Consider the following 12,885-nt stretch of genomic DNA (forward strand, 5'->3'; position numbering starts at 1 on the left):
CTATTTTGCAGATTTATATAATTCATATGATTGTAAAAATGCTTCAAAGAATAAATCGGCTTGTTTTTCATAACCAATTTTGGAATAATGTACTTTATCTCGAGACATTAAACCTTTTGCTGCATTTTTAAAAATATTTTTATTCCCACCAAAAACTTCAAATAAATCCCAAACAGCATAGCCATTTGAATGGGCATTTTCTTTGATTTTTACTGCATAATCAGCAATAAAAGTGTTGGTGTATTTTCTATGTAAAACCGAAGGTGGCGGTGTTGTTACCAAAATGGTCGCTAGGGGCGTTTTTTCTTTAATTGAAGCAATCATCTGATTCAACTGTTTAAAATATTGTTCTGCAGATTGTTTATCAAAACTTTCATTTGTACCTAACGATATAATAATTAAATCAGGTTGTAAAGCAGGAAGTTGCTCAAAAAATAATGGAAACTTATTATAATCTGAACATTTTGCCCCATTAACGCCAATTCCACTGTAAGTAATTCCGGCCGAATTGTTTCCTAAAATTAATCCATTTAAAGCAAAATCATTTGTATTTTGATTCGGAACTATTGCAATTTTATCCAATGACTTTTCAGAAATATAATCATTTGAAAAAATTGAAGACTGCAAATCAATTGGCACAAACTCTGTTTTAGTTACAAATCTTGGTTGTGTTTGCTTTGAAGGAATTGTCAATATCTTTCCATCTCTAATCATATCACTTTTTAACCCATTTGCTTTTTTAAGAGCTTTCAATGACACATTATATTTGTCTGCAATTCCTCCCAAAACTTCACCAGGTTTCACCTTATGAGTTATTTTTTTAGGCACTTTAGTTTCGATTACAATATTCTTATTAGAAACAGAGACATCAAATAAATTAGCATTTTGAGGTGTGATTACTTTTAAATTGGTAAAATTGTACCTTACATCTTTTACTTGTAATTGTATGGCAAAATTTTCGGATTTAGTTTCCAAAGCTATTCCGCTTAAACCAACAGGTTTTGATGAATCCGCATATAAATTTCGTATACTCTGAAAACTTCCCGAAGCAGTAAATCGAATGGGTGCGCTATTATTTGTTTTTGCAACACTATATGGAAATGTAAATCCAAAACCTGCATTTCCAAAAGCATTTTGCATATGATTTCTCATTCTTGCAGTAAATAAATCGGCTTGAATGTGTGAATCTCCAATATGAACAATATTTATTTTACCTTCTTTTGATTGTTCTAGTTGGTACAATCTTTCATAAAAAGCAGTAATTGCGCTTGTATTTTGAATGTCATTTTTATCAAAAGTGACCTCAACGGTATCAACAATAGTAGAATCAATCACAACAAAAGTTGTATCCACTTCTTGAGCAAAACCAAAGGAAGTCAATCCAAGTAAAAACAATATTATCTTATTCTTCATGTATTGAATCCTTTTTTACAGCAACCGTATCTCTTTTTACAGGAGTGGTTGGTTTGCGTTTTTTTCTTAATTTTTTATAAGTTTCGTACCCTTGATTAATTTGGTTAAAAATCATATTTGCTACTTCTTTAGCTCCTCTATGATTAAAATGTGTATAATCTTTATTTGCTTTTGCAGGAACTTCATCTACCCATTTTACCATAGAACCATCACCACCCATTAATGTATAAATATTTACAAAACTCGCTTCTGATTTAATAGCATATCTCTTTTGTGCTGTATTCAATGGAACAACAGCTGAATCCGTTTTCATCTCCAAATCATACTTTGTTGATTTATCCGCAGTTGATATGATTAATATAGAAACCCCTGGAAAACATTCTTTCAAATGGTTTACAACTTTAGTCATTCGTTTTTCATACCAAGTATAATCTAATGTCCCATAATTTAATACGTTTGCCCCATATTGCAATACTATTAGATCATAATCTAATTTTGCATGAAACGCTTTCATTGTAGCTGTATCAAATGTTCCTAATGGAAGTCCTGAATTTCCTCTGTTTGAAAAATTATCTACATGAACACCTTTTCCATCATCAAAATTAAAACCATAAAAAGGAATTGAATCAGCTTTTGAAAAATTAACTTTTATATTTTTTAAATTCCCTTCTGACAATGTCAATGTATTTAAAGTATTGTTTGGAGATAATTTTTTGAAAATAGTATCTGAACCCACTGAATAAAAAACCTTTCCATTTTTATTTGATGAACTCCCATAGAACAATGTTGGTTTTGGTAATTCTGTAGCAAATTTTGTTTTGGTTGCTTTGTATTTTACCCAAGCCACATTTGAAGTATCGTTAGCAAAAAACACATGTCCATTTACACCAAATGCACGTGATGGTCTTTTAACTTTCAAATAGGATTGTGTTTTCCAATTACCTGAAAACTCATGTGTAAGGGAACTTCTCGAACCAGCTGATTCTGATGTAATATTAACAAAACCAACACCTTGACCTCCAAAACGTTCTTGTAAATAAGTTCTAAAATCTTTAACAATTAAATCTCCATCTGTCATTGAATCACCAAAATAAGCTATACGAACATTTCCTTGCTTTTTAGTTTCTAATTGAAATAATTTTTCGAAAAAAGTAACCAAATATTGATTCCCTTTGTATTCATCAAAAGTTTCATCTGGAAATTTTATTCCGTTAACAACCTTAAAATCAATTGTTTTATTTGACAACGTATCTTTTTCTTTAACAGCACCATCTTCTGCTAGTGCTTCTAAAAGCAAGCTATCTACAACAATATTTTTAGAATTGGCTGTGCTTTCAGGAAAAATTTTCTTAGGTAGAAATGTTTTAAATACTAAAAATGATAGGGTTGAAAAAACCACTACAATTAAAGCTTGAATGAAATATTTTGATGTGTTCACTTACTTATTTTATATTTTAAAACTTAACTACTTTTACTCTTAGCTTCAATTACATTCTTTCTGGAACTTCAATACCTAATAACTGAAATGCGTTTTTTATCGTAGTTCCAACTAATTTTGACAATTGTACTCTAAACACTTTTTTATCGTGATTTTCTTCTCCTAAAATCGAAACTTGTTGATAAAACGAATTGAATTCTTTTACCAAATCATACGTATAATTCGCAATTAAAGCTGGACTATGATTCTCTGCCGCATTTTGAATTACTTCAGGAAATAATTGTACTTGTTTGATTAATTCTTTCTCTTTTTCGTGTAATTCTAATCCCGAAATCGAAATTGAAGTATCAAAATCTGCTTTTCTCAAAATAGATTGAATACGAGCATATGTGTACTGAATAAATGGCCCTGTATTTCCTGCAAAATCAACTGATTCTTCTGGATTGAACATCATTTGCTTTTTAGGATCAACCTTTAACATATAATATTTCAACGCACCTAAACCAATTGTTTTGAATAAAACCGCTTTTTCAGCTTCCGAATAACCATCAAGTTTTCCTAAATCTTCAGAAATTTTTTGAGCTGTGGTAGTCATTTCTGCCATTAAATCATCAGCATCTACAACTGTTCCTTCACGAGATTTCATTTTTCCTGAAGGTAATTCTACCATTCCGTATGATAAATGATATAAGCTATCAGCCCAATCAAATCCTAACTTTTTCAAGATTAAGAATAACACTTTGAAGTGGTAATCTTGTTCATTCCCTACAGTGTAAACCATTCCACCAACATCTGGAAAATCTTTCACACGTTGGATTGCGGTTCCAATATCTTGCGTCATGTAAACAGCAGTTCCATCAGAACGAAGCACGATTTTTCTATCTAAGCCATCCGCTGTTAAATCAATCCAAACCGAACCATCAGGATCTTTCTCAAAAATGCCTTTTTCTAAACCAAATTGCACTACTTCTTTTCCAAGTAAATACGTATTGGATTCATAATAATAGCTATCAAAATCAACGCCAAGATTTTTATAGGTTTGGGAAAAACCATCATACACCCATTGGTTCATGGTTTTCCAAAGTTCGATAACCTCTGGCTTTCCATTTTCCCAATCTAAAAGCATTTGTTGTGCTTCTAAAATAGATGGTGCAAGTTTTTTTGCTTCGTCTTCGGTTTTACCTTGAGCGATTAATTCAGAAATTTCTTTTTTGTATTGTTTATCAAACTCAACGTAGAAATTTCCAACCAATTTATCTCCTTTCAATCCAGTTGATTCTGGCGTTTGTCCTTTTCCGAATTTCTGCCATGCCAACATCGATTTACAGATATGAATTCCTCTATCGTTAATAATTTGGGTTTTATATACTTTTTTTCCGGAAGCTTTTATGATTTCGGCAACGGAATAACCTAACAGATTGTTACGAATGTGTCCTAAATGCAAAGGTTTATTAGTATTTGGCGAAGAATATTCAACCATTACCGCTTTTTCAACTTCTTTTGGAGTTACAAAACCAAAGGTTTCGTTGCTTTTAATCGTATTGAAAAATTCCACATAAAAAGCATCTGAAATCACAATATTCAAAAATCCGCCTACAACATTAAACTTAGCCACTTCATTTACGTTTGCCACTAAGTAATTCCCAATCTGATTTCCGATTTCAACTGGATTACCTTTTAATGCTTTTACCAAAGGAAAAACTACCATAGTTATATCACCTTCAAAATCTTTCCTAGTAGCCTGAAATTCAATTTTTTCGATAGCTATACCGAATAATTCCTGAACTGCTTTTTGGATGTGTGATGTTAATGTGTGATGTAATGTCATTTTTACCTAATTTTTAGAACGCGCAAAGGTAATAAATAGTAGTTTGTGAATGGTAATTCACTGTTAGTTTTTTTACATCAAAAAAATAATTTCAAAAAAATTGTAACAATTAACAAATGTTGAAGTCTATTAGCTACAATCATCAATAATATTTTAAAAACAAACAAATGAAACTAAAATTAATTATTACGTGTTTTTTATGTAGTCTTTTCTACGGATTTGCTCAAAATTCGGGAACAATTAAAGGAAAGATTATCGACAAAAATACTAAACAACCTTTGCCATATGTAAACATTGTCATTAAAGACAATGATAAAATTATCACAGGCGGTGTAACAAAAGACGACGGAAGTTTTTCTATCAATCAATTAGCTGTTCAGAAATATACAGTTGAATTTCAATTTATAGGTTATGTCACAAGCAGTAAAACTGTCGACTTAACAACTGATGCAAATTTTAATTTAGGAACAATTACCATTGAAGAAGATGTAACAGAATTAAAAGAGGTTCAAATTGTTGCTGAAAGATCAAGTATGGTACAAAAAATTGATAGAAAAGTAATCAATGTTGGAAAAGATTTAATTGCTTCTGGAACAACCGCTTCTGAAATCATGAATAACATTCCTACAGTTAGTATCGATCCACAAACGAAAGAAATTAGCATGAGAGGAAATAGTAATGTGAGAGTTTTGGTTGATGGAAAACCATCTAATGTTTCTATTGAGCAATTATTACAACAAATTCCTTCAGCTTCTATCAAACAAATTGAATTGATTACAAATCCTTCCGCTAAATACAACCCTGAAGGAATGAGCGGAATTATCAATATTATTTTACACAAAAATTCACAAGATGGTTTTAATGGTTCTATCAATACGGGTGCAACTTTTGGGATAACACCAAAAACCAATTCAGCTTTGAACTTAAACTATCGTGTTGGAAAAGTAAACTTTTACACCAATTATGGATTTAATCATGGTAAAAATGCCAATCACGGATTTGTAGAAAGCGAAAGAACAAACCAAGAAAACAGACAAGATTTTCAATTTAACAATAAAAACAATTCGCATTTAGTAAAGTTTGGAATGGATTATTACATCAATGATAAAAATACTTTATCAGCTTATACCAATCAAAGTTTTACATATGGCGATGGAAATGGATTTACTACCGTAATTTATGATGATGCAATTGCAAACAGAAATACTAATCAACTTTTTGGAAGCTACAGCACCAACAAAAACCAAACCTACGACATGGTTTTTAAACATGATTTTGAAAAGAAAGATGAAAATTTTGAACTTCAATTAAATTATTCGCATACAGTGAATGATGAAAACACGGTGTACAACGAGACCATTTCAAATCCAACAGAAAGTTTTGAAAGAACCAATTTAGTCAAAGGAACTACCGATTATTTTCAGATGAATGCTGATTATGTGAATCCGATATCAGAAACATTAAAATTAGAATTAGGAGTTGAAACTAGAATTCAAAATTCTGGGAATCAATTTAACGATATCAATCCAAGTTTTACAAGCGCAAATAATTCATTTGATTTTGGACGAAATATTTATTCCGCATATGCTAATTTAGGAAAGCAAATTGGAAAATGGAGCGGACAACTTGGTGTTCGTTTAGAATATTTTGACTTAGATGCTAATTTTGCCATTGAAGAAACAAACCCTGCTTTTAGTGATACTCAAAATATTTCAGATGATTTATTTACAGCGTATCCTTCAGCTTTTTTTACTTACACTGCAAACGATAAAAACTCCTTTAATTTCAATTATTCCAGAAGAGTTGACCGACCAAGCATTGGTCAAATAAGTCCAATTAGAGAATGGACAACTCCATTAATGGAATCTAGAGGAAATCCAGCATTAGAACCACAATTTACAAATTCGTTTGAAGCAAATTACACAAGAACAACAAAAATTGGTTCAATTACAAGTGGAATATTTTACAGAAGTATATCTGATGAAATTTCAAGAACAGTTTATAACGACCCAAATAACGTGAATCGAAACATTTTATCGTATGCTAATTTTGACAACAACAATGCATATGGAATTGAATCTTCTGCTAATTTAAAGTTCACAAAATGGTGGTCAGCTAATGCAAGTGCAGATATTTACTTCAAAACGGCAAAAGGAACGATTCAAAATGCAAATACGAATGCTTTAGAAAATGCTGAAGTAGATGTAACAACATTCAATGCAAGAATTAATAACAGTTTTACAGCTACGAAAGATTTACGTTTTCAATTATTTGGAATGTACAGAGGTAAAGACAAAGGGTTACAATATGACCGAAAAGCAATGTATAAAATGGATTTTGGTGCCACTTATAATATCTTAAAAGGCAAAGGAACAATTACTGCACGTTATAATGACGTATTTGAAAATATGCGTTTTGCTTTTGACGGTCAAATTCCATACCGCCAACAAGGAGCTTTTTATTGGGAGAGTCAAACATTTTATGTAGGAATCAACTATATTTTTGGTGGTGGAAAAAACCGTGCCCTAGCTAGAAAACAAAGAGACGCTAACGAAACACAAGGTGGTGGCGGAATGTTTTAGTTAAATGCGAATACAAGATTGAAAATACAAAACAAAAAGCGCTCTGAAATTTCTCAGAGCGCTTTTTTTATTCATTCTTAGCATAGAGCCTATTACCATCTAATCATCACACTTCCCCAAGTAAAGCCAGAACCAAAAGCAGCCAAGACTACTAAATCCCCTGATTTAATCTTTCCTTGTTCCCATGCTTCGGTTAAAGCAATTGGAATAGAAGCTGCAGTTGTGTTTCCATATTTTTGAATATTATTGAAAACTTGGTCATCCGTTAAACGAAATTTCTGTTGAATAAATTGTGAAATTCTCAAATTCGCCTGATGTGGTACCAACATGTTAATATCTGAGACCTGCAAATCATTAGCTTGCAATCCTTCATTAATTACTTCACTAAAGCGAACTACAGCATTTTTAAATACAAATTGTCCGTTCATGTATGGATAATAACTTTCATCATTTGGATCATTATCAGCGATAATATCGGTTACCCAACGTTTTCCCATTCCTGGAGCTACAAGAGACAATTCTTCGGCATGTTGCCCTTCAGAATGCAAATGAGTTGATAAAATTCCTTTAGACAAATCTTCTTCTCTTGAAAGTACTGCAGCACCTGCTCCATCACCAAAAATTACTGATACACCTCTACCACGAGTTGTCATATCTAAACCTGTGGAATGCAATTCAGAACCAATTACTAAAACGTTTTTATACATTCCAGTTTTGATGTATTGGTCGGCAATTGAAATTGCATAAACAAAACCCGAACATTGATTTCGAACATCTAAAGCTCCGACTGTTCTTAAACCCAAATCACGTTGTACTAAAACACCTGGGCCAGGAAAATAATAATCAGGACTTAATGTAGCAAAAATTACAAAATCAATATCTTCTTTGGCAACTCCAGAACGCTCAATAGCAATTTTAGCTGCCTTTACACCCATCGTTGTAGTAGTATCTTCTCCTCTAATCACATGACGACGTTCTTGAATTCCAGTTCGCTCTTGAATCCATTCATCATTGGTTTCTATAATTTTTGATAAATCATCATTTGTTACAATATTTTCAGGAACATAATAACCTAATCCCGCTATTTTTGAATGGTACATATTCTAATGGTATTTGTTTTTAGTATAGCAAAAATACGAAATTAATAATTTAGGAACGATTTATTTAGTTTTTGATAATTTGAATTACATTTGTTGATAAAGATTCGATAATGAAAAAGATTATTACTTTACTACTACTAACATCAGTGTTAATTAACTGTAAATCAACAGAAAATCAAGAAGTTGAAGGTTTGTTTATTAACAAAACAATTGCCGGTAGTGAATTTCTAAAAATTTATAGCAATCATACTTTCGAATTCTACAGTGAGATACCTCTATTAATTAGTAAGAGTAAAGGTAATTGGTATTTAAGAAATGATGCAATAATAATAAACAGCTATCCAGAATATAAGAATGATTATTTCGTAGCAGAAGAATCCTTAAAAGAAAGTGATGATAAATCAATAATATACGTAATTGACGAAAACGATGAAGGTATTTATGGTGTGAATTTTATTATAAATGGAAATATACATATTGCAACAAATGAAGAGGGAAAAATAATTGTTAACAATTACTCATTTAATGTATCTGACAAAATTGAATTTTCATCAATAAACTTGTCTTCAGAAAAAAATGTTTATTCTGTAAAAAAATCAAAAAGCAACTTTATAAAAATTAAAATATTCAATAAAAACTATGAAAAAAAATATTTTGAAAACGACACTATCAAAATAAAAAGAAACAAAATTATTTTGCGTAATGAAAATTTCAACAAACTCAAGTAGGTCGCTAATGAAATAAACAATATTTAGTTTTTGATAATTTCTAAGCACAATTCTCTACCGATTTCTATATCCGTCGCATTTTCAAAAAACACAGATTGGTTTTCATATTTAGCTTCAATTAAATAATGATTTCCTCTAAAATAGTAATGCGTCACATTTACTTTCAATTCTGATTTCTCACAAACTTTTAATTGATGGGGATAAACTAAATGATTTTTCCCATTAATAACTATTGCATTAACATCCCCAAAAAGTGAAGCTATATATTTATTTTTGGGGTGATTATAAATTTCTTTTGGATTTCCATTTTCAATGATATTTCCTTCTTTTATAATTAATACCTCATCTGCAAAAGCCAAAACATCTGTACTGTCATGTGTGGCAACAATACAGGTAATATTATTTTGTTTTAGATAACCAAACAATCTTCTACGAAGACTATTTTTTCTAAAATTATCAATATGACTAAAGGGCTCATCAAGCAATAATACTTCGGGTTCCAAGGCTAAGACTCTTGCTAGTGCTACACGTTGCATTTGTCCTCCACTCAATAATTTTGCTTTCACGTTTGCATATTCGGTCATTTCTACAATTTCCAACAATTCTGCAATTCTAGCTTGTTTCTCTTCTGGAAAAAAATTGGACAAATACTTACCAACATTTTCTGCAACGGTAATAAATGGCATCAAATCAAAATCTTGAGCTAAATATTTCATAAAAGGCATTCCAGGAATCAAATGGAATTTTGGTCCTAAAATAGCAATATCATCCCAAAATATTTCTCCTTCGTCAACATCATGTAAACCATAGATTAATTTTAACAATGTGCTTTTACCACAACCGCTCTCGCCTATAATAGCCATGTTTTTTCCTTTGGATAAAGAAAAAGTTAAACTATTAATCACCACAGTATTGAGATATGAAAATCGGATGGATTGTACTTTTAGCATATAATTGTGCGTTTCTTTGAGCAAAGAAAATCATAAAACATTTACGAATTAAATTTAAAGAAAATATTTTTTTTAAATAGTGAAAATAATTCTATATTGCACTCCCCAATTTTAACGAAATTTAACAATGAAAAAAAAATCCCTATTTTTTGCAATAACCCTTGTTGCAATATTTTTCACAAATACCTCACACGCACAATTTAGTATCGAAGCAAATTATGGATTAAATGGTTCTTTTGAGCCTAGCTATAACGGATTTACACATTTTGGTGGTGGAGTTTCTTATGATTTTGATGAAACTTTTGGTGCTAAAATTGATTTTGCTTCTGATACTTTCTCGATTGAAAACGAAGACACTGGAATTGAATCTGGTTCAAAAAATACAAGAATTTCTTTACAAGGTGTAATGAATGTTTCAAATTTAATTGACTCAAGAGCTTCTTATGGAAATTTTAGAGTACTTGCACATGCTGGTGGTGGATTATCAATTTTGAAATCTGATATTCCAACTTTAGATAAAACTGACCACATTGCAAATGTAATTATGGGAATTAGTCCACAATATAAAGTCGCTGAAAACTTATATTTAGAATTAGATGCTTCAATGATTTTTAATATTTCTCAACATTACTATTTTGATGGAACTTTAACCTATGTAGGTCAAGCTAATTCAATTACAGGAATTATGTACAATGTAACCGCCGGTTTAACATACAAATTTGGTAGTTACTAAATTAAGAAACCAACCCCTACTTAATACTTAACCTATCCTAATTCTCCTTTTTGAATTAGGATTTTTTTATGTCAATTTGTCACCAAATATAGTTTGGTACTTGTTTTGAAGTATCTGAAACATCAAATTGTTTAACTAAAATTTTAAAATATGGCATCAGGAAAAATTAACGTTTCTGTAGAAAACATCTTTCCACTAATTAAAAAATTCTTGTATAGCGACCACGAAATTTTTCTTCGTGAATTAGTTTCTAATGCAACCGACGCTACTTTAAAATTAAAACACTTAACCAGTATTGGCGAAGCAAAAGTTGAATTTGGCAACCCAATTATTGAGGTTAAAATCGACAAAGAAGGTAAAAAACTACACATTGTTGACCAAGGCTTAGGTATGACAGCTGATGAAGTAGAAAAATACATCAACCAAATTGCTTTTTCTGGTGCAGAAGAGTTTTTAGAAAAATATAAAGATTCTGCCAAAGATTCAGGTGTAATTGGTCATTTTGGATTAGGATTCTACTCAGCTTTTATGGTGGCTTCAAAAGTGGAAATCATCACAAAATCATACAAAGATGAACCAGCTGCACATTGGACATGTGATGGAAGTCCAGAATTTTCATTGGTTCCACACGACAAAACCGATAGAGGTTCAGAAATAATTTTACACATCGCAGAAGATTCATTAGAATTTTTAGAAGATTATAAAATTCGTGAATTGTTGACAAAATACAACAAATTCATGCCTATTCCGATTAAATTTGGAACCAAACAAGAAGCTCTTCCAAAACCAGAAGATGCTCCAGAAGATTACAAAACAGAATACATTGACGTAGACAACATTATCAACAATCCAAATCCAGCTTGGACAAAACAACCAGTGGATTTAACAGATGAGGATTACAAGAAATTCTATCACGAATTGTATCCAATGCAATTTGAAGAACCTTTATTCAATATTCATTTGAATGTAGATTATCCTTTTAATTTGACTGGAATTTTATATTTCCCAAAAATGTCATCTGATTTACAATTGCAAAAAGATAGAATTCAATTATATCAAAATCAGGTGTATGTTACCGATAATGTAGAAGGAATTGTACCTGAATTCTTGGGAATGTTAAAAGGTGTAATTGATTCGCCAGATATTCCATTAAACGTTTCACGTTCCTACTTACAGGCCGACGGAAACGTGAAGAAAATTTCAAATTATATTACGCGCAAGGTTGCCGATAAATTAAAATCGTTATTCAACGAAAATCGTGAAGATTTTGAACAAAAATGGAACGACATCAAAATTGTGTTGGAATACGGAATGCTTTCAGAACCAAAATTTTATGAAAAAGCAGGTGATTTTGTATTGTATCCAACTACAGAAGACAAATACTACACTTTAACAGAATTAAAAGAAGCTATTGCGTCAAATCAAACCGACAAAAACGGAAAATTAGTCGTTTTATATGCTTCAAATAAAGAGGCACAACACAGTTACATTGACATTGCAAAAGAAAAAGGATATCAAGTTTTACTTTTAGATTCGCCAATTGTATCGCATTTGATTCAAAAATTAGAAGCTGACAACGAGAATTTAACTTTTGTTCGTGTAGATGCCGATCATATTGATAAGTTAATTCAAAAAGATGATGTTCAAATTTCGAAATTATCCGATGAAGAACAATCAAATTTAAAAACAGTTTTAGAAGCAATTGTACCAAAAGCAAATTATACAGTTCAATTAGAACCAATGGATAGCAACGCCGCACCATTTATGATTACACAACCCGAATTTATGCGAAGAATGAAAGAAATGAGCGCAACTGGCGGTGGTGGCATGTTTGGTATGGGTAATTTCCCAGACATGTATAATTTGGTTGTAAATTCAAACTCAAATTTAGCTACTGCTATTCTAAAAACCGAAGATAAATCTGCACAAGAATTGCTAGTAAAACAAGCATTAGATTTAGCAAAAATTTCGCAAGGATTGCTAAAAGGTGAAGAGTTGACAGCTTTTGTAAAGAGAAGTTTTGAGACTTTGAAGTAAGAAATAGAACTTTATTATTAATCCTGACTGGTTTATGAAATCAGTCAGGATTTTTTTTTAAATTTGAGAAAAAATC

At 31.1% G+C, this 12,885-nt stretch carries 9 protein-coding genes; 4 read left to right on the forward strand and 5 right to left on the reverse strand.

All coding sequences use genetic code 11. The features are described 5' to 3' along the window. From VK164_RS07080 to argS, 3 genes are read right to left on the reverse strand one after another with little or no spacing between them, the layout of a single operon-like run. On the reverse strand, window positions 1–1,413 hold the full coding sequence (locus tag VK164_RS07080; RefSeq protein ID WP_324208686.1) for a GDSL-type esterase/lipase family protein: 1,413 nt from the start codon (window positions 1,411–1,413) through the stop codon (window positions 1–3). Continuing rightward, window positions 1,403–2,851: a hypothetical protein gene (locus tag VK164_RS07085; RefSeq protein ID WP_324208687.1), complete on the reverse strand. Its 1,449-nt coding sequence runs from the start codon at window positions 2,849–2,851 to the stop codon at window positions 1,403–1,405. Before VK164_RS07085 ends, VK164_RS07080 begins: the two co-directional genes overlap by 11 nt. A gap of 49 nt (window positions 2,852–2,900) precedes the next feature. After that, window positions 2,901–4,679: an arginine--tRNA ligase gene (argS, locus tag VK164_RS07090; protein WP_324208688.1), complete on the reverse strand. Its 1,779-nt coding sequence runs from the start codon at window positions 4,677–4,679 to the stop codon at window positions 2,901–2,903. Window positions 4,680–4,846: 167 nt separating this feature from the next. On the opposite strand from argS, the gene VK164_RS07095 reads away from it, so the two are divergent. Further along, complete coding sequence (locus VK164_RS07095; RefSeq protein WP_324208689.1) at window positions 4,847–7,261, forward strand: TonB-dependent receptor domain-containing protein; 2,415 nt, start codon at window positions 4,847–4,849, stop codon at window positions 7,259–7,261. Between the two features lie 92 nt (window positions 7,262–7,353). On the opposite strand, the gene VK164_RS07100 is transcribed toward VK164_RS07095, so the two are convergent. Next, complete coding sequence (locus VK164_RS07100) at window positions 7,354–8,361, reverse strand: beta-ketoacyl-ACP synthase III (RefSeq protein WP_324208690.1); 1,008 nt, start codon at window positions 8,359–8,361, stop codon at window positions 7,354–7,356. 110 nt (window positions 8,362–8,471) lie between these two features. Here VK164_RS07100 and VK164_RS07105 point away from each other — a divergent pair, with 110 nt between their 5' ends. Further along, window positions 8,472–9,089 (forward strand): hypothetical protein, encoded by a 618-nt coding sequence (locus tag VK164_RS07105; RefSeq protein WP_324208691.1) that lies wholly within the window; start codon window positions 8,472–8,474, stop codon window positions 9,087–9,089. A 23-nt stretch (window positions 9,090–9,112) separates the two neighbouring features. Here the strand turns inward: VK164_RS07105 and VK164_RS07110 are convergent, their stop codons facing one another. After that, window positions 9,113–10,039, reverse strand: a complete 927-nt coding sequence (locus tag VK164_RS07110; protein ID WP_324208692.1) for an ABC transporter ATP-binding protein — start codon at window positions 10,037–10,039, stop codon at window positions 9,113–9,115. Between the two features lie 127 nt (window positions 10,040–10,166). On the opposite strand from VK164_RS07110, the gene VK164_RS07115 reads away from it, so the two are divergent. Further along, a complete protein-coding gene (locus VK164_RS07115; RefSeq protein WP_324208693.1) occupies window positions 10,167–10,772 on the forward strand; it encodes a hypothetical protein in 606 nt (201 codons plus the stop codon). A 150-nt stretch (window positions 10,773–10,922) separates the two neighbouring features. Next, window positions 10,923–12,809, forward strand: coding sequence for a molecular chaperone HtpG (htpG, locus tag VK164_RS07120; RefSeq protein WP_324208694.1), 1,887 nt, complete (start codon window positions 10,923–10,925; stop codon window positions 12,807–12,809). Window positions 12,810–12,885: the final 76 nt, after the last annotated feature.

The organism is Flavobacterium sp. (genome assembly GCF_035299005.1).
In the GTDB taxonomy this organism is placed as follows: domain Bacteria; phylum Bacteroidota; class Bacteroidia; order Flavobacteriales; family Flavobacteriaceae; genus Flavobacterium.

What these genes read in the sequence shown, in the direction of transcription:
- VK164_RS07080 (WP_324208686.1), bottom strand. Translation starts at nt 1,413, where the DNA reads ATGAAGAATAAGATAATATTGTTTTTACTTGGATTGACTTCCTTTGGT.
- argS (WP_324208688.1), bottom strand. Translation starts at nt 4,679, where the DNA reads ATGACATTACATCACACATTAACATCACACATCCAAAAAGCAGTTCAG.
- VK164_RS07095 (WP_324208689.1), top strand. Translation starts at nt 4,847, where the DNA reads ATGAAACTAAAATTAATTATTACGTGTTTTTTATGTAGTCTTTTCTAC.
- VK164_RS07100 (WP_324208690.1), bottom strand. Translation starts at nt 8,361, where the DNA reads ATGTACCATTCAAAAATAGCGGGATTAGGTTATTATGTTCCTGAAAAT.
- VK164_RS07105 (WP_324208691.1), top strand. Translation starts at nt 8,472, where the DNA reads ATGAAAAAGATTATTACTTTACTACTACTAACATCAGTGTTAATTAAC.
- VK164_RS07110 (WP_324208692.1), bottom strand. Translation starts at nt 10,039, where the DNA reads ATGCTAAAAGTACAATCCATCCGATTTTCATATCTCAATACTGTGGTG.
- VK164_RS07115 (WP_324208693.1), top strand. Translation starts at nt 10,167, where the DNA reads ATGAAAAAAAAATCCCTATTTTTTGCAATAACCCTTGTTGCAATATTT.
- htpG (WP_324208694.1), top strand. Translation starts at nt 10,923, where the DNA reads ATGGCATCAGGAAAAATTAACGTTTCTGTAGAAAACATCTTTCCACTA.